Origin of the sequence: Anaerospora sp. (genome assembly GCF_032013335.1) — a bacterium.
In the GTDB taxonomy this organism is placed as follows: domain Bacteria; phylum Bacillota; class Negativicutes; order Sporomusales; family DSM-15969; genus Anaerospora.
The window spans coordinates 26,727-44,460 of sequence record NZ_DALZUO010000004.1 but is presented as its reverse complement, the minus strand read 5'-3'; the positions used below and the strand labels follow the sequence as shown (position 1 = coordinate 44,460).

At 42.5% G+C, this 17,734-nt stretch carries 17 protein-coding genes and 1 riboswitch; of the genes, 15 read left to right on the top strand and 2 right to left on the bottom strand.

All coding sequences use genetic code 11. The annotated features are described in order from the left end of the window. Positions 1-31: 31 nt before the first annotated feature. Positions 32-163: riboswitch (cyclic di-AMP (ydaO/yuaA leader) on the top strand. Positions 164-169: 6 nt separating this feature from the next. Next, positions 170-568, top strand: a complete 399-nt coding sequence (locus tag RTR76_RS05035; protein WP_312517380.1) for a 3D domain-containing protein — start codon at positions 170-172, stop codon at positions 566-568. A gap of 16 nt (positions 569-584) precedes the next feature. On the opposite strand, the gene RTR76_RS05030 is transcribed toward RTR76_RS05035, so the two are convergent. Next, the gene (locus tag RTR76_RS05030) at positions 585-1,733 is read right to left on the bottom strand and encodes an amidohydrolase (RefSeq protein ID WP_312517378.1); all 1,149 of its coding nucleotides are present in this window, start codon (positions 1,731-1,733) and stop codon (positions 585-587) included. Positions 1,734-1,822: 89 nt separating this feature from the next. Next, positions 1,823-2,725, bottom strand: a complete 903-nt coding sequence (locus RTR76_RS05025) for a chemotaxis protein (protein WP_312517375.1) — start codon at positions 2,723-2,725, stop codon at positions 1,823-1,825. 228 nt (positions 2,726-2,953) lie between these two features. Here RTR76_RS05025 and guaB point away from each other — a divergent pair, with 228 nt between their 5' ends. From guaB to RTR76_RS04955, 14 genes are all read left to right on the top strand, one after another. Then, positions 2,954-4,408, top strand: a complete 1,455-nt coding sequence (guaB, locus tag RTR76_RS05020; RefSeq protein WP_312517372.1) for an IMP dehydrogenase — start codon at positions 2,954-2,956, stop codon at positions 4,406-4,408. A gap of 121 nt (positions 4,409-4,529) precedes the next feature. Further along, positions 4,530-6,536, top strand: a complete 2,007-nt coding sequence (locus RTR76_RS05015; RefSeq protein WP_312517370.1) for a PBP1A family penicillin-binding protein — start codon at positions 4,530-4,532, stop codon at positions 6,534-6,536. Between the two features lie 53 nt (positions 6,537-6,589). Then, positions 6,590-7,315: a WecB/TagA/CpsF family glycosyltransferase gene (locus RTR76_RS05010; protein ID WP_312517367.1), complete on the top strand. Its 726-nt coding sequence runs from the start codon at positions 6,590-6,592 to the stop codon at positions 7,313-7,315. Positions 7,316-7,399: 84 nt separating this feature from the next. Beyond that, positions 7,400-8,038 (top strand): phosphatidylserine decarboxylase family protein, encoded by a 639-nt coding sequence (locus RTR76_RS05005; protein WP_312517365.1) that lies wholly within the window; start codon positions 7,400-7,402, stop codon positions 8,036-8,038. Then, positions 8,035-8,703 (top strand): CDP-diacylglycerol--serine O-phosphatidyltransferase, encoded by a 669-nt coding sequence (gene pssA / locus RTR76_RS05000; RefSeq protein WP_312517362.1) that lies wholly within the window; start codon positions 8,035-8,037, stop codon positions 8,701-8,703. The genes RTR76_RS05005 and pssA overlap by 4 nt, the downstream gene beginning before the upstream one ends. 175 nt (positions 8,704-8,878) lie before the next feature. Continuing rightward, positions 8,879-10,162, top strand: a complete 1,284-nt coding sequence (locus RTR76_RS04995; protein WP_312517359.1) for a glycosyltransferase family 2 protein — start codon at positions 8,879-8,881, stop codon at positions 10,160-10,162. A 110-nt stretch (positions 10,163-10,272) separates the two neighbouring features. Next, the gene (surE, locus tag RTR76_RS04990) at positions 10,273-11,028 is read left to right on the top strand and encodes a 5'/3'-nucleotidase SurE (protein ID WP_312517356.1); all 756 of its coding nucleotides are present in this window, start codon (positions 10,273-10,275) and stop codon (positions 11,026-11,028) included. A gap of 70 nt (positions 11,029-11,098) precedes the next feature. Then, entirely contained in the window at positions 11,099-11,515 is a 417-nt protein-coding gene (locus tag RTR76_RS04985; RefSeq protein WP_312517353.1) for a TIGR04086 family membrane protein, read from the top strand. A 344-nt stretch (positions 11,516-11,859) separates the two neighbouring features. After that, positions 11,860-12,474, top strand: coding sequence for an acetate uptake transporter (locus RTR76_RS04980; RefSeq protein ID WP_312517351.1), 615 nt, complete (start codon positions 11,860-11,862; stop codon positions 12,472-12,474). 177 nt (positions 12,475-12,651) lie between these two features. After that, positions 12,652-13,446 carry an S-methyl-5'-thioadenosine phosphorylase gene (mtnP, locus tag RTR76_RS04975; protein WP_312517348.1) on the top strand — a complete coding sequence of 265 codons (795 nt, stop codon included), beginning with the start codon at positions 12,652-12,654 and terminating at the stop codon, positions 13,444-13,446. A gap of 18 nt (positions 13,447-13,464) precedes the next feature. Beyond that, entirely contained in the window at positions 13,465-14,514 is a 1,050-nt protein-coding gene (gene mtnA, locus RTR76_RS04970; RefSeq protein WP_312517345.1) for an S-methyl-5-thioribose-1-phosphate isomerase, read from the top strand. Continuing rightward, the gene (locus tag RTR76_RS04965; protein WP_312517342.1) at positions 14,515-15,756 is read left to right on the top strand and encodes an adenosylhomocysteinase; all 1,242 of its coding nucleotides are present in this window, start codon (positions 14,515-14,517) and stop codon (positions 15,754-15,756) included. It abuts the gene before it with no gap. Between the two features lie 22 nt (positions 15,757-15,778). Beyond that, a complete protein-coding gene (locus RTR76_RS04960) occupies positions 15,779-16,441 on the top strand; it encodes a class II aldolase/adducin family protein (protein ID WP_312517340.1) in 663 nt (220 codons plus the stop codon). A gap of 3 nt (positions 16,442-16,444) precedes the next feature. Continuing rightward, positions 16,445-17,725, top strand: coding sequence for an amidohydrolase (locus tag RTR76_RS04955; protein WP_312517337.1), 1,281 nt, complete (start codon positions 16,445-16,447; stop codon positions 17,723-17,725). Positions 17,726-17,734 lie beyond the last annotated feature (9 nt).

Below are 17,734 nucleotides of genomic sequence, written 5' to 3'. Positions count from 1 at the left end.
TGGGTTGTCAAACTTCCAGGTATGCTGTAGAATACGTGTTATGCCGAATTTCCCAGGAAAACGGGGGAACCATATTTGGGGTGAATCCGCAGAATTTCTGCGGTAGGGATATCCTCTTGTCCCGAACCCGTCAGCTAACCTCGTAGGCATATAGAGAGGAGAGACTATCATGAATAAACTTTTTATGACTTTAGGGTTACTTTTTTTCATAGGAGCGATCGCTCTTAGTTCAAAAGCGTCAGCCGAGGCTGCAGAACGTCAGTTTAAATCAGAGGCTATCGAGATGGTAGCAACTGCTTATGCCCCCGGTGCACATGATAATGGTAAATGGGGAGATTTGACGCACATGGGAACGAAAGTTCGTCCAGGCATTATTGCCGTCGATCCTAAGCTTATTCCCTTAGGTTCACGTGTATATATTGAATTTGCCGACGGACATGGTGCTTATGCTACCGCTGAGGATACAGGCGGAGCTATTAAAGGGAAGCGAATTGACATTGCTATGGCAACTGTAGACGAAGCGTATGAGTTCGGTATGCAAAAAGCAAAAGTATATATTGTAAAGTAAAGAGGAGCGTCCCAGGCTAAGCCTGGGGCTTTTTTCCTATTATTTGCCCATCGACAATGACGGTAGTAACATGTGTTGAAATAGCGAATGGATCACCATCAAAGATAACTAGATCCGCGTCTTTTTCAGCCTCTATACAGCCAACCCGGTTACTCACTCCAATAATTTGAGCAGCATGCAAGGTAATTGCTCGCAATGCCTCATCGCGGGGTAAGCCTGCTTTTACCGCTAAAGCAGCCTCTAAGCGTAAGCAATTAATCGGCAAGAATGGATGGTCGGTGATTAAAGCTATTTTTACCCCGGCTTCATGGAGCAGGGCCGGTGTGCGGTAGGTACGGTCCTTTAACTCGACTTTAACTCTGGCGGTGATGGAGGGACCGATAACGGCAGGAATAGAACGCTTGGCAATTTCCTCTGCAATTTTATGTCCCGCAGTTGCATGCTCCAGTGTAAGCAGCAGATTAAATTCATCAGCAATACGGATTGCCGTCATAATGTCGTCTGCCGCGTGCGCGTGAGCTCGAAGCGGTATTTCACGGTTCAGCACCTGTACAAGTGCCTCCATGCGCAGGTCACGTTCGCCTGTCCCTGAAGCGATCTTATTTGCATAATTTTGAGCAGCGACCAACTGTTCCCGGATCATGCCTGCAATTGTCATGCGTGTTGAGGGAGGACGGTCCTTTGCCATGTATATTTGGATCGGATTTTCGCCAAAAGCAATTTTCATCCCTGCTGGCTGGCGAAGGATCATGTGATCAATTACGGTACCGTGTGTTTTAATCGCAACGCTTTGTCCGCCAATCACGTTTTCGCTTCCAGGAGTAACAATAATAGTCGTCACTCCACCGCATAATGCGTCAGATAAGCCTTGATCTTCGGGATTGATGGCATCTATGGCCCGCAAATGTGGACAGAGCGGGGAGTTTACTTCATTTTTGTCTACGTGAGCCTGTCCTACACCTTCTTCGGCAATACCGAGATGGGTGTGACAGTCGATTAACCCGGGAGTAATTTCTTTGCCTGCAGCCGATATAACGGTTGCATTGGCAGGAATGGCAATATGTTGGCCAACGGCAATAATTTTTTTCTTATCAATTAAGATTACGGCCCCTTCAATAGTTCCGTTTGAAACAGTATGAACAACACCACCAGTTATTGCAAGCATAAATACCTCCAACGACAGTATATGCTTAGTTTAAACAGTTGGACAAAATAAAATCAGGACTAAACAAATTATGTTTAGTCCTGACAATTTTAGAGAATTTTTTGGTCAATTAAATCAATCAACTGAGTAATTTCCGGTTTTGTAACCTGAGCAGCAGCTCCGAGTGCTTCGCCCTTACGGCGCATTTCTTCATTGATAAGAGAAGAGAAGATAATGACCGGAAGTGCACGCAGGTTTTCATGATCTTTGATGCGCTTAAGTAAATGATGACCATCCATCTGAGGCATCTCAATATCAGTAATGATTAAATTCAGCTTTTCTTGCATCGGAGTTCGGTCTGATGCCATGTTTTCTAAAGTATCCCAAGCAATTTGACCGTTCTCAGTACTAATAACATTGTTGTAACCAGCTACATGAAGCGTACTAAGCAACAGGTCACGCAGCATTTTTGAATCTTCAGCGATCAGGATAGTCTTCGTTTTACGAGTTTCCACTACACCTACATTAGCAGAAGGGATGGTAGTTAATTTGCGATTTATTTCCGGATTAATATCAGCCACAATTTTTTCGAAGTCCAGGAGAACAACCATTTTTGCTGCCATTTTTACTATTCCAACAACCATATCGGAGTTGGTAATGTTGGGAGGAGCCTCCATCTCGGTCCAGGATATACGGTGAATGCGGGAGACCTCATCAACCAGGAAGCCTACGAAGTAGTTATTGAGTTCACTGACAATGATTTTGTGTGAGGTGGCAGTGTGTTCACTGCCAAGGCATCTTGCCAGATTGACCAAAGGCATTACCTTGCCACGCAGAGTAAAAACTCCTTCAACATAGGGGTGGGTATTGGGCATCTTTGTAATTTCAAGAGGATTAATAACTTCACGGACCTTGGCAACATTTATGCCATAAGTAACAGAACCTACCGCAAATTCAACAATTTCAAACTCGTTTGTACCAGTCTCTAATAAAATACCTTTGTTATTAGACATGGTTTTAATTCCTTTCTTCTTATAGCTTTATAAATTACTTTACTAAACAAGATATGAGTAATCATTATAATTCCATTATTGCTTTTCATTTCCTTCTTAAATTTACAAAATCTCTTGTTTTTTTACAAAATATAACCTTTTTTTCACATAAAAAGAGGTAGCCTTGGCAAGGTTATGTATGATATACTATGCAGAATAAATACGAAACCATTTGAAAGGAGTAAAAATATGCTTGAAAATAAATTTGGACCTGAAGGATTAACTTTCGATGATGTATTGCTTGTTCCGGCTAAATCCGAGATATTGCCACGCGATGTAGAGGTAGGGACATACCTGACTCGTAATATTAAACTAAACACACCGATCATGAGCTCGGGTATGGATACAGTTACTGAAGCCAGAATGGCAATTGCCATGGCACGTGAGGGCGGCATAGGTGTAATACATAAAAATATGACCATTGAGCGGCAGGCGAATGAAATTGATAAAGTAAAACGGTCAGAGCATGGAATTATTGTAGATCCGATTTTCCTGTCACCTACAAATACGCTGCAGGATGCAAATGGTCTGATGGAAAAATACCGTATTTCCGGTGTTCCCATCACGGAAAAAGGTAAATTAGTAGGGATCATTACCAACCGGGATATGCGCTTTGAAACAGACATGAAGAAAAAAATCAGCGGAACTATGACCCGCGAGCATTTAATTACTGCTCCAGTGGGCACTTCGCCGGAAGAAGCAAAAGAAATCCTCAGACATCATCGCATTGAAAAATTGCCGCTGGTGGATCAAGAGGGCAATTTAAAGGGTTTAATTACTATTAAAGATATTGAAAAAGCGCAGAAGTATCCGAACTCTGCCAAAGATGCTAAAAGCCGGCTGCTTGTTGCTGCGGCGGTTGGTGTAGGAGCAGATATGATGGACCGTGTAGATGCCATTGTTGCTGCTAAGGTAGACGTTATCGTCATTGATACTGCTCATGGACATTCTATTGGGGTTCTTCAATCAGTGAAACGGATCAAAGAGGCTTATCCTCATATTGAGTTAATAGCCGGTAATATTGCAACTGCAGAAGCTGCCCGTGATTTGATTGAGTCAGGAGCGGATGCGGTAAAAGTAGGTATTGGACCGGGCTCAATTTGTACAACCCGTATTATTGCCGGTATTGGTGTGCCGCAAATTACAGCAGTCTATAATTGTGCCAAAGCTGCGCGTGAATATAATGTTCCCGTTATAGCCGATGGTGGCATTAAATATTCCGGAGACGTTGCCAAAGCAATCGCAGCAGGTGCCAATGTTGTTATGATCGGTAATCTGCTTGCCGGCACAGAAGAAAGTCCTGGAGAAACTGTTATATATCAAGGCCGCAGCTACAAGGTATATCGTGGTATGGGATCGCTGGGAGCTATGGCTGATGGTAGTAAAGACCGTTATTTCCAAGAAAATATGGACAAGCTCGTTCCGGAAGGCATTGAGGGCCGTGTACCTTATAAAGGATCGGTTGCTGATACATTATTCCAAATGGTTGGCGGGTTGCGTGCAAGCATGGGATATTGTGGTGTACGCAATATCGATGAACTTATTACGAAAACTCAATTTATCCGCATAACAAGCGCCGGTTTGAAAGAAAGCCATCCACATGACGTAAGTATTACAAAAGAAGCTCCTAATTACAGCCTTTAATTTTATTAACACCCCTTGCCTTTTATATGAGGCAAGGGGTGTTATTTGATTATTCGCATGACAAGTGAAAATGTTGGGATTTGATTGGGCATACTAAGTGCAGAGGGGAGTTGGAAACCCGATGGAAAAACAAGGTAAAGGCCGGCGAATCATGCAAAAAAAATGGTGGCGTGAGTATATAGTTGATAGCATTATTGTAATCGTGATATTGTCGTTATTCGCCAGTGTCGGCTATGCTTTCTTTAGCCTTCCTAAGACGGATAACTTAGATCAGCTCCAGCTGGTTGCAGCCACGCAGGTTTTTGATATTAATGGGCAACTGATTTCAAAATTATTTGAAGAAAACAGAATTGTTGTTTCTATTAATAGTATATCTCCTTATGTTCAGCAAGCAATTGTTGCAAATGAAGATACCCGGTTTTACAGTCATTTCGGAATTGATCCAATTGGTATCATACGGGCAGCGGTGATAAATGTACGTTATGGCGGCATAGTTGAAGGCGGCAGCACAATCACGCAACAGCTTGCCAAGAACTTATTTCTCACACAAGAGCAGACATTTGGCAGAAAAATAAAAGAAGCCTTGTTAGCTGTTTTAATTGAGCGTAAGTTTTCTAAACAAGAAATTTTACAGGCTTACTTAAATCAGGTTTATTTTGGTGAAGGTGCTTACGGAATAGAAGCAGCTTCGCAGCTGTATGTTGGTAAACATGCAAGCGAATTAACGCTGGCAGAAAGCGCATTACTTGCAGGTTTGCCACGGGGGCCCAATATATATTCTCCTTACAGTGACATGAATGCGGCCGTTAATAGGCGGGCTGTTGTGTTAGCCGGTCTTGTTAAAGAGAGCTATATAACGGAGCAGCAGGCAGCTGTCGCAAATCGTGAGCCGGTACAATTAGCAGGCAAGAAAAAACGTGCGATACAAGCATCTTATTTTCTCGATTACATAGCAAATGAGTTAGTAGGCCGTTATGGAGCGAATCGAGTCTATAAGGGTGGTTTAAAAGTATATACAAGCTTAGATACGAAAACCCAGCAAGCAGCAGAAGCTGTGCTGGGAGAGTTTCAGGGAGCAGTGCTGGCACTTGACGCTAGAACCGGTTATATAAGGGCAATGGTCGGAGGGCGTAACTACGAGGAAAGTCAAACAAATCGGGTTCTATCGGAAATCAGGCAGCCAGGGTCAGCCTTTAAACCGATTCTATATGCTGCTGCTTTGAATAGTGGTTTGACAGCGGCTTCAGTAATTGTTGATGAACCCATTAATATCAGTGGTTATGTACCGCAAAATTATGATAAAAAATATCGTGGTTCTATTACTCTTAAGAAAGCTGTTCGGTGGTCGGTCAATGTTGCTGCAGTGAAAGTTGGGCAGCAAATAGGAATGGAAAATGTATTGAATCTAGCGCGTTCTATGGGTATTTCAACAATAGTGCCTGAGGATAATAATTTGGCTTCAGCGCTTGGGGGTCTTACGCAAGGAGTGAGCTTGTTTGAGTTAACAACAGCTTATACCGGTTTTGCTAATGGCGGGGTTATTTCGAAGCCTGTTGCGATTGTTAAAGTACTTGATGAAAATGATCGGGTGCTGGAGCAATCCCAGCTTAGCCAACAGACGGCCCTGCAACCGGATGTAGCATATATTATAACGGATATTTTAAAGAGTGTACTTGATAATGGAACAGGCACACCGGCTAATCTTGGCCGGCCGGCTGCAGGGAAAACGGGTACTACCGATAATTATGAAACTGCCTGGTTTATGGGATACACACCGGAACTGGTTGTCGGAATTTATATAGGAAATGATAATCGTAAGCCTGTCGGCATTTCAGGTACCGAAGTTTCCGCTCTCTGGGGAACGATGATGAGTAAGGTGGTAAGTGACAGCAGGGCAATTGATTTTTCAGTTCCTCCTAATGTGATAACGAAATTAGCCATTTGTGCCGAATCGGGTAAGCTTGCACCGTCATCCGGCTGCTCTGATACTGAATACAGTGCCTTCATCCGCGGGACTGAGCCGAAAGTGACCGACTCGCGTACACGGGGCGGCCAATCTGCCCCCTCTAACAATCAACGTGACAATCGACCTTTCTGGAAGCTTCCCTGGCGATTGCCCGGATTTTAATTGTATGGTAAAATGCTACGTAGCAGGGAGAACTTGGCAGCAGGAGGAAAGACGTGCATTCAAAAGTTAACGTATTGGGTATTCCCGTTGATTCTATTACAATGGAATCAGCCGTAGCAAAAATTGAAACCTTTATTCAGGATTCCGAGCCTCACTTAATTGCAACTGCAAATGCAGAAATGGTTATGCTGGCACAGCAAGATAGTGAACTTAGAAATATACTAAGTAGTGCTTCGTTGGTGGTTCCGGATGGAGCAGGAGTTGTGTGGGCAGCCCGCTATCAGGGGAAACAGGTGTATGAGAGGGTAGCTGGTTTTGATCTGACGCAGAAACTGCTTGCAGAAGCCGGAAAAAAAGGGTACCGGATTTATCTCTTTGGAGCAGGTCCGGGAGTAGCAGAGAAGGCAAAGCAAACCGCCGAAGAACGCTATCCTGGTATAAATATCATTAAAACTCGCGATGGTTATTTTAGTGCTGCTGATGAAAATGAAATTATTGAAGATATTTCACGGGCTCAGCCTCATATTTTACTCGTTGCACTAGGGGTACCTAAGCAGGAAAAATGGCTGTCACGCAATCTTAAGCGTCTGCAGGTTCCTGTTTGTATCGGGGTAGGCGGAACGCTTGATGTAATGGCAGGAACGGTAAAACGTGCACCGTTATGGATGCAGCAAGCAAACTTAGAATGGCTGTATCGTTTGTTAAAACAGCCGCATCGTGCGATTCGAATGCTTGCATTGCCTAGGTTCGTTATAAAGGTAGTATTGGACAAAAAATAGTTAGACAAAGTAAAAGGGGTATATTATAATAGGTTGAGAATTCACAGAGAAAGACAAGGGGGTTGCTTTGGAGGAGGTGGATACGTGGTAAAAACGCCTGTAGTTAAAGAAGGTTACATATATATTGGAACTCTTATTCTCATAACAATTGTTACGGCTGTGGCTGTTGACCCTTATTGGGCAATTATTCCCGGAGTGTTGGCATCTTTTGTTACCTTCTTCTTTCGCAATCCTAGACGCAGTATTCCTGAGGATGATACGCTTGTTGTATCACCTGCTGACGGCAGAGTCATGGGGGTCACCGAGGTTTTTGAAGACCAATTCTTGAATGCAACTGGTAAAAAGGTAACAATATTTTTGTCTGTTTTTGATGTACATGTTAACCGTAGCCCTGTTGCCGGTGAAATAAAGTTTCAGCAATATACTTGCGGCCGCTTTCGGCCAGCTTACAAAGAATCTGCTGGCTGTGAGAATGAGCGCCATTCGATCGGCTTAGAAAATACACATATGCGTGTGCTTGTGACCCAAATAGCTGGTTTGATTGCGCGACGGATTGTTTCCTGGGTTACTCTAGGGACAACTCTTAAGCATGGAGAACGGTATGGACTGATTAAATTTGGCTCCTGTACAGAAGTAATTGTTCCTCAAGCGGTAGAAATCCTTGTAAAAAAAGGTGACCGTGTAAAAGGCGGGGAGACCATTATAGGGAGGTTACCCACTTGAGAAGTTTTATTCCTAATGCGTTAACAGCATTAAATATTGTATTAGGTGTTTCTGCATTAATTAGTACCTTTAACGGCGCTTTTTCAACGGCAGCACTGCTTATTGTGGCAGCACTAGTTGCTGATGGCTTAGATGGAAGAGTTGCCCGTTATTTCAATACTAGCAGTGAATTTGGCAAAGAATTAGATTCTCTGTGTGATGTGGTATCTTTTGGCGTTGCTCCTGCTATTTTAGCCTATGTTTATGCTCTGCAAGAATATGGCATCGTTGGTGTGCTGGCTGCTGCAGCCTTTGCTACCTGTGGCGCGCTAAGGCTGGCCCGCTTTAACGTGAATACGGGAGTGGTAAAAGGTTATTTTATGGGATTACCAATACCGGCAAGTGGTTGTGTAATTGCTACGTATGTCATGTTAGGCATAAAATCACCTAGCTGGCTTTTGTTAGCTCTTACTGTAATTTTTGCTTATTTGATGGTCAGTACCGTTCGCTATCCTGACTTCAAAGGAAAAGATGGCGAACGAATTCGGATTGTCCCGCTTGTAATCACTGTTCTGGTAAGCGGTTATATTCTGTTTTTGGCTCATGATGCATACTTATTTGTTGGCTTTTTTGCCTATGCACTGTTTGGGATGCTGAATACGCTGTTTGGCTTATTTGAATCTTAGACTTCAGCAATCATAAATTAGTGCTAGACTTGTATCCTCCCCGGGATACATATTTTTTTGCGGGTTATATTATCTAGTAACCAAATTATACTTGACAATTTGAAAGAACCAAAATTACAATTATTTTGGTATTAGTACTGCGTTTTTATCTCGTGTTTAAAAAGGAGACTAATCCATGAACTATATTTTTGACTACATAATGATCCCGATGCAGTTAATCATCGTTTTTTTTACTTTGTACTACTTTTTCCTTGCGTTTTTTGGGATGTGGCGTCGAAAAGAGATTAAGATTTTAACCCCTCAGAAATCATTTGCCGTTGTTGTTGCTGCCCATAATGAGGAACAGGTTATAGGTCAGTTAGTGGAAAATCTCCAGATACTCAACTATCCTCGTGAAATGTACGACATTTTTGTGGTTGCAGACAACTGTAGCGATAGTACGGCGCACATTGCGAAGTCGGCAGGAGCTATTGTTCATGAACGTTTCAATTTGGAGCAGCGTGGCAAGGGTTTTGCAATGGAATGGATGTTCAGTAAGCTGCTTCGTTTGGAACGCCGCTATGATGCAGTCGTTGTTTTTGACGCTGACAACCTGGTGCATCCTGATTTCCTTTTGGAAATGAACAACAAGCTTTGTAAGGGTGAAAAAGTTATTCAAGGATACCTGCATGCAAAGAATCCTTGTGATACTTGGATAGCTGGCACTTTTGCCATCTCTTTTTGGGTAGTTAATCACATTTGGCATTTGGCAAAATATAACCTAGGCTTATCAAGCGTTTTGGGCGGAACTGGAATGTGTATTTCCACCGATATTTTGGAAAAACACGGCTGGGGCGCTACTTGCCTGACTGAAGATATGGAATTTACGATGAAAGTACTTCTTCAGGGTGTTCGTACGACCTGGGCCCATGATGCAATTGTGTATGACGAAAAACCTCTGACATTCGCACAATCCTGGCATCAGCGCAAGCGTTGGGCACAAGGTCACTTTGATGTTGGCGGACGATATATCGGCAAACTTCTGTCGGAAGGAATAAGGCGGCGTGACATTCGCCTGCTTGATGGCGTTCTGCACTTAGTACAGCCGCATTTTCTCATTCTATCCACTACCTTTGTGTTAGCAAGCTATATCTACCATATTGTTCCTTTTTATACCAATATCCTGTATATGATCTTGCCTCTTGAGGTATGGACCATCATTGCGGTAGGCCAGTATATTTTTCCTGTGATAGTATTAGCTAAAATCAGAGCTCCTTTAAAATGCTGGTTTTACATGATTTTTTATCCCCTGTTTGTTTATAGCTGGATTCCTATTACTTTTCTCGGTTTTCTTCACCGTAACGAAAGAGTCTGGAGCCATACTCAGCATACCCGCAGCATAAGTTATCGTGAAATCTTGCTTACTCAGTCATCGAGTGAGTTTAAAGAGAATCTTCTGAGTAAACAAGCTGCAAAATAAAGAGAGAAGGATGAGTAGATACTCATCCTTCTTCTCTTATCCGCAGGGAGTATAGTCTTATGAATTCTAGTCAAAAATGAAAAGGCATAACCTTTAGGGAGGGTGTTAACATGCATATTCTTTTAACTAACGATGACGGTATTAATGCTCCTGGTATTCAGGCTTTATGGCAGGAATTGTCAACATTAGGGACTGTTTCAGTAGTAGCGCCTGCCAGTGAAAAAAGCGCTACAAGTCAGGCAATTACGGTTCATCATCCGATACGGGTAGACCGTCAATGTATTGATAACCCAAGCATATGTGCCTGGAGAGTGGATGGTACACCTACTGATTGCGTAAAGCTAGCTGTTGAAGCCCTGCTTGCCGATCCTCCAGATGTAGTTGTTTCCGGAATCAACCAGGGACCGAATTTAGGAACGGATGTATTATACTCGGGAACAGTAAGCGCCGCAATTGAGGCAGCCCTTTTTAATATACCTGCAGTTGCTGTTTCCTTAGATTCCTGGAAATCAGATGCCTTTCTGCCGGCTGCCCGTTTTGCCCGCCGCTTGGTTGAAACATTAATGCAGCAGCAATTGCCTCCGAATACCTTACTGAATGTTAATGTTCCTGATTTAGCTGAAGCTGAATTAAAGGGGGTCAGTATAACAAAATTAGGTGTACGTGTATACGAAAATACCTTTGATCAACGGACTGATCCTCGCGGACGCTCTTACTATTGGATGGGCGGCAGTGTCGTAGAAAATGAAAATGCTCCAGACAGCGATATTACAGCGATAAAACAGGGAAAAATTTCGGTGACACCGATACATTTTGACCTAACTAATTATAAAATTATGGATATGCTTAAACAGTGGAAGCTGTAATTGCTAATAACTGGGTATATTTAGCGGATTATTGCATAAATTTACAGTAAAACTCGTAGGAGGGAGCACTGTGAATAAGTTAACCCGGCGTTTTCGCTCGAACACCCAGCCCCCTAAGTCATCTGGTATGACCGTTTTAATTCTTAAAGGCGTAATCACCAGTGTTGCCGTATCGATTTTCTGTATTCTTTTTTTAGCACTGATCAGCCTAACCAGCGATAATACATTTATTGAAGCATACATGCAATATATAATGGTAGGAGTTAGCTTAACAAGTATCTTTATTGGCAGTGCCTATGCAACTCAGCAGGCTCAAGCAATGGGACTTATCATTGGGGTGACAGTCGGAATTATTTATGTACTGGTTTCGTTAGGGATCGGTGTTGAACTAAATAATGAAACATTGTCAATGCTTGTAGTAGTAAACAAACTTGTTGCCGGTGTCGCAGCAGGTGCATTAGGTGGTTTGGTGGGAGTAAATTTATGATGTATTGTTGTTTTTTGTTTAGGGAAAGAACTTGGTTATTAAGCCAGGTTCTTTTTTTATTTTCTGCTGGTAAATTACTAATTTACATGTTTTTTAATATAAAGAACTTCATTTAATATATAGATTTCTTTTATGTATTTACAGAGTATTTTACAGAAATATAGTGTATTTAAAACATACAGAATTTTACCAAAAATAGCAAGAATTTAACAGAAGCTACTAGCGCTTACTTATATTAACAGGTTTTAAAAATATTCTTGCAACTATAGCTTCAGAACGATTGACTATAGTTATTTTTTATGGTATTTTTATGATGCATTTCTTAAATTATAGGAGGTAAATGAGTGAGCAACAACAATGATCAAAAAGTACAAATTGTGGTGGCCGATCCGTCTGCGTTAGGACTCTTTGGTTTGGCAATGGTATGTTTCGTTGCAGCATCGCAAAAATTGGCTTGGACTACTGGAATGTCGTTTGTTATCCCATGGGCTATTTTTCTTGGATCAATTGCACAAATGATGGCGTGCATATACGACTTTAAGCACAACAATCTTTTTGGTGCAACTGTCTTCGGTGCCTATGGATTATTCTGGATATCAATGGCTGCAATTTGGCTGATTAAAATGGGAGCTTTTGGTGCTGTTCTTGCAAATGCTGTAGATGTAAAGCAATTAGGCTTTGCTTTTATCGGTTACCTGATCTTCTCACTCTTCGGTACTATTGCTGCTATGGAAACGAATAAAGTTATCTTTTCCATCATGTGTTTAATCAACGTACTTTTTATTGGACTTGCTATCGATTCCTTTGGAATGGGTGGACATTGGGCACATACTATGGCTGCCTGGACAGAATTAGCGATTTCATTACTAGGTTTTTATGGTTCAGGTGCAACTTTCCTGAATAAATGGTTTGGAAAAGCCTTTCTCCCTGTGGGAAAACCTTTCGGTATCTTTAAATAAGACACTGGTAATAAACAGAAAAGTTCTTCCTCAACTGTGAAGTGAGGAAGAACTTTTTTTTTACCTGGAAAGAAGGTAGTAAAATATAGTAAAATAGACGTAGTGCTTTTTATTATGCATAACAAAAGCGCTATTTTATAAGATTAGTAGTAGAAAATAAATTTGCAGGGTGATAATATGATTAAAATTGCTATAATCGGTGGCACTGGTGTATATGATCCGCGTATCTTAGACAATGTACGGGAAGAACAAATTGAAACCCCTTATGGAGTCGTCAATTACAAGGTAGGGGAGTTTAGAGGAAAAGCGATTGCCTTTATCCCGCGGCACGGCACTCAGCATTCTATTCCGCCTCATCTCATTAATTACCGGGCGAATACCTGGGCTATGAAAAAGATAGGAGTTCAAAATATAATTGCTACCACTGCAGTAGGCTCACTTAATCTGGATATGAAACCAGGAGATTTTGTTATTATTGATCAATTTTTAGATTTTACGAAAAACCGGGTCACTACTTTTTATGAAGGGGGAGAGCGGGGCGTTGCCCATCTGGATGTGACAGAACCCTATTGCCCGTCACTAAGGGAAAAATTGCGGCTGTCTGCTCAAAAATCAGGGATTGCTGTTCACACAAAAGGGGTTTACGTTTGTACGGAAGGACCGCGTTTTGAAACTCCCGCAGAAATTAACATGTTTGCTAAATTAGGCGGCGATCTGGTTGGAATGACAAATGTTCCTGAAGTAACGCTCGCCAAAGAAGCGGAAATGTGCTATGCCACGGTATCGATGGTGACTAATTTCGCAGCAGGTATTTCCCCGCAGCCTTTAACACATCACGAAGTATTGGAAACAATGGCAGCAAATGCAGAAAATATTAAGAAGCTGATTATGGAATGTATTGATATTATGGACACAGATACCGACTGCACTTGTCAACATGCTTTGGCTGAGTATGGCGGTTTTAAATTATAGTAAAGCGGTGAACTCAAAATGAAGTCAATGAGTTGGAATGAAGAATGTTTGACCTTGTTGAACCAGACGCGTCTGCCCCATTCAGTGGATGCTATCGAATGCAAGGATTGGAGAGTTGTTGCCGAGGCTATCCGGCGATTAGAAGTGCGCGGTGCTCCTGCAATTGGTGCAGCGGCTGCTTTTGGCCTAGTATTGGGAGCTTGTGAAATACGAGATCAAAAAGGTGATTTTAAGCAGGAGCTACCACTAATAGCTGAAGAATTACGTAAGACACGTCCAACTGCCGTTAATTTGTTTTGGGCGATTGATCGTATGATGTCAGTTGCAGACCGTTTTACTTCGAATTGTATGGACGGAGATATGATTCAGGCATTAGAAGAAGAAGCAATTGCAATTGCTAATGAAGACAGTCAGGTAAATAAAAGAATATCAGAATTCGGTGCGACCCTTTTTGACCAACCTGGTATGTCTGTCTTAACGCATTGTAATGCGGGAGCATTGGCTACTGTCGATTTCGGAACAGCCCTTGGGGTTATCCGTCAGGCGTGGAGTGAAAAACGCATTGTGCGGGTTTTTGCTGATGAAACGCGGCCTCTTTTACAGGGTGCAAGGTTAACGGCGTGGGAGCTCAAGGCGGAAAATATCCCTGTGACGCTCATAACGGATAGTATGGCGGGCTGGGTTATGAAGCAGGGAATGGTCCAGGCTGTTATTGTCGGAGCTGATCGAATTGCGCTCAATGGTGATGTGGCCAATAAAATAGGTACTTACAGTGTAGCCGTACTGGCAAAACAGCATAATATCCCTTTTTATGTAGCAGCACCATTATCCACTTTTGATTTCTCTATGGACCATGGAGACAGCATTCCAATTGAGGAACGAAATTCTACGGAAGTTACTAGTTTTTGTGGAATACCATGCGCACCTGAAGGGGTTGATGTGTTTAATCCGGCGTTTGATGTTACGCCAAATCATTTGGTTACAGCTATTATTACTGAGCTCGGTATCTTAAGAGCTCCCTATCATACAGCGATTAGTAAAATCAGGAAAGAGAAAGGTGGAAAATAAATGAAATCAATCGTTCGCGATATATCATTGGCACCGCAGGGTCATGATAAAATTAACTGGGTAAAAGAGTTTATGCCTGTCCTTAACATATTGAATGAGGATTTATCAAAAACTAAACCATTAACTGGAAAAAACCTGGTTATTACTATGCACTTAGAAGCGAAAACCGCTTATTTGGCACTTGTCTTAAAAAATGCTGGTGCTAATGTCTGCATTACCGGCAGCAATCCTTTATCCACGCAGGATGATGTGGCAGCCGCTTTGGCAGAACAGGGAGTCACTGTATATGCCTGGTATAATACAACAGAAGAAGAATATGAGCAATTTTTACATAAGGCATTAGATACGAAACCGGATATCATTATTGATGACGGTGGGGATTTAGTGTCCTTGCTGCATGGGCAGCGTTCCGATTTAGCAGCAGGAATTCTTGGTGGCTCAGAAGAAACAACAACAGGTGTGTTGCGACTGCAAAGTCTGGCAGATGCCGGTAAGTTGAAATTTCCGATGATTGCTGTTAATGATGCAAATTGCAAATATCTCTTTGATAACCGTTATGGAACAGGTCAGTCTACCTGGGATGGCATTATGCGAACAACAAATCTTACTGTTACAGGAAAGACTGTGGTGGTTGCCGGTTATGGCTGGTGCGGTAAAGGCGTGGCCATGCGCGCCAAAGGACTGGGCGCAAATGTTATCATTACAGAAATTGATCCTGTTAAAGCAATTGAAGCTGTTTTTGATGGTTTTCAAGTAATGCCTATGCAGCAAGCCGCTGCTTTAGGAGATATTTTTGTTACTTTAACTGGTTGCAAAGACGTTATTACCGGTGAGCATTTTGTAAAAATGAAGTCAGGAGCTATGATGGCTAATGCAGGACATTTTGATGTTGAAATTAATAAAGATGATCTTGCAAAGCATGCTGTTTCAATCAGAAAAGTTCGTAAGAATATCGAAGAGTTCGTTCTGAAAGATGGCCGGAAAATTTATCTGCTTGCCGAAGGACGGTTAGTTAATTTGGCTGCAGGTGATGGTCATCCTACGGAAATTATGGATCTGTCTTTTGCTATGCAAGCGCTGTCAGTGTTATATATTTTAGAGAATCATAAAAACATGGAAAATGACGTGCATAAGTTGCCGCGTGAATTAGATTTAAAAGTCGCGGCCTTGAAATTGCAGGCTATGAATATTTCAATTGATCAATTAAGTGCGGAACAAATCGAGTATTTACAGCAGGCTTAACAGGATAAGCGGAGGCGGGGCTTTGAAATCAATAGCTCAACTAAAAAAAGAAATAATAGCAACCGGCCTTTCTTTAGTGAATAAGAATTTAGTTGCAGGTACGTGGGGGAATGTTAGTTCCCGCACGGCCTGCGGTCAGCTGATAGCGATAACACCATCCGGGCGCAGCTACCGGGAGCTGCAGGCAGACGACATTATCATTGTTGATGATCATGAGCAAATAGTTGAAGGGACTCTTAAGCCTTCTTCCGAACTGCCGTTGCATTCTGCCATCTATCAGGCACGCCCGGATGTCCAGGCAATTGTCCATACGCATAGCATTTTTGCCAGCGCCTGCGCAGTTGCCCGCCGGGCAATACCACCCATTATCGAAGATTTAGTGCAGCTGGCCGGCGGTGAAATCGAAGTTGCCGCCTATGCTTTACCAGGGACAAAAGAGCTAGCGGCTAACGCTGTTCAGGCATTAGGAAATAAAAATGCCGTTTTGCTCGCCAACCATGGTGTAATTGGCTGCGGACAATCGCTGGATGAAGCACTGACCGCATGTGAACTGGTCGAAAAGGCGGCTCAAATCTATATATATGCCAATCAACTTGGCGAAGCTGTTGTATTAAGTGATGAAGATGTAGCTAGTATGCATACTTTTTATCTTGAACAGTATCGCAAACGACAAGGGAAGGTGTAACGAATGAGTAAAATCCTCTTAAAAAATGCCGAGCTATTAACATTAAAGGGTGAGGTACAGCAGGGAGATATTGCAATTGAGGGTTCGCTTATCAAATATTGCGGTCATGTTGAAGCAAATTGGCAAGCGGACAGAGTTATTGATTGTTCGAATAAGCTTGCTGTTCCCGGCTTTGTTAATACTCATACCCACGCAGCTATGACGCTGTTTAGGAGCTATGCAGATGACATGGCCTTGATGGATTGGCTGCAAAATAAAATTTGGCCGGCCGAGGCAAATTTAACTGCTGAAGATGTTTATTGGGGTACTCAATTGGCAATAGCAGAAATGATTAAATCAGGAACGACCACGTTTGCAGATATGTATTTTTTTATGCCCCAGGTTGCCCAAGCAGTAGAGCAAAGTGGTATTCGTGCGGTTCTGGCAAGAGGGATGGCGGGAGTAGCGCCTACGGCTGAACAGGCACTGCTTGAGAGTGAGAGCTTTTACAGGGAATGGCACAATGCCGCTGATGGGCGTATCACGGTTATGCTAGGTCCCCATGCTCCTTATACTTGTCCTCCTGCGTATTTAAAGAAAGTAGTTGCTTTGTCGGAAAAACTGGGAGCTGAAATTCACATTCATCTCGCAGAAACAGCTGATGAAGTAAAAACCTGCCTTGAAAAGCATGGTAAAACTCCTATTGCGCTAATGAATGATTTAGGTGTGTTAGACCGCGGGGTATTAGCGGCTCACTGTGTTCATGTTTCACCAGAAGATATTGCAATTATGAGGCAGAAAAATGTTCGTGTTGCGCATAATCCTGGCAGTAATATGAAGCTGGCAAGTGGTGTTGCTCCAGTTCCTGAAATGTTGTCAGCAGGCCTTAATGTAGGGTTGGGAACAGATGGAGCAGCTAGCAATAATAATCTGGATATGCTGGAAGAAATCCGGCTTGCAGCAATGCTGCATAAAGTGCATCGGTGTGACCCGTTGCTTGTCCCTGCATCAACTGCTGTCAGCATGGCTACCACTTTGGGAGCAAATGCACTTGGTCTTGGCCAAGTCACAGGTAAACTGGAACCTGGATTTAAAGCTGACATTACTTTATTTGACATGCATGCTCCCCATTGGTATCCACGCCATGACAGGACTTCGCTGTTAACATATTCTGCTGCTGCTGCTGATGTACATACGGTTATTGTAGATGGTAAAATTCTTTTGGATAATCGCCGTCTAACTACGATTGATGAAGAAAGACTGCTGACAGAAGTACAACAACGCGGCATGAGACTCGTGCAATAGAAGTGAATG

Coding starts and splice junctions, on each gene's coding strand:
- mtnA (WP_312517345.1), top strand. CDS start 13,465: ATGAAGTCAATGAGTTGGAATGAAGAATGTTTGACCTTGTTGAACCAG.
- RTR76_RS05015 (WP_312517370.1), top strand. CDS start 4,530: ATGGAAAAACAAGGTAAAGGCCGGCGAATCATGCAAAAAAAATGGTGG.
- guaB (WP_312517372.1), top strand. CDS start 2,954: ATGCTTGAAAATAAATTTGGACCTGAAGGATTAACTTTCGATGATGTA.
- RTR76_RS04965 (WP_312517342.1), top strand. CDS start 14,515: ATGAAATCAATCGTTCGCGATATATCATTGGCACCGCAGGGTCATGAT.
- RTR76_RS05030 (WP_312517378.1), bottom strand. CDS start 1,733: ATGCTTGCAATAACTGGTGGTGTTGTTCATACTGTTTCAAACGGAACT.
- RTR76_RS05035 (WP_312517380.1), top strand. CDS start 170: ATGAATAAACTTTTTATGACTTTAGGGTTACTTTTTTTCATAGGAGCG.
- mtnP (WP_312517348.1), top strand. CDS start 12,652: ATGATTAAAATTGCTATAATCGGTGGCACTGGTGTATATGATCCGCGT.
- surE (WP_312517356.1), top strand. CDS start 10,273: ATGCATATTCTTTTAACTAACGATGACGGTATTAATGCTCCTGGTATT.
- RTR76_RS04955 (WP_312517337.1), top strand. CDS start 16,445: ATGAGTAAAATCCTCTTAAAAAATGCCGAGCTATTAACATTAAAGGGT.
- RTR76_RS05025 (WP_312517375.1), bottom strand. CDS start 2,725: ATGTCTAATAACAAAGGTATTTTATTAGAGACTGGTACAAACGAGTTT.
- RTR76_RS04995 (WP_312517359.1), top strand. CDS start 8,879: ATGAACTATATTTTTGACTACATAATGATCCCGATGCAGTTAATCATC.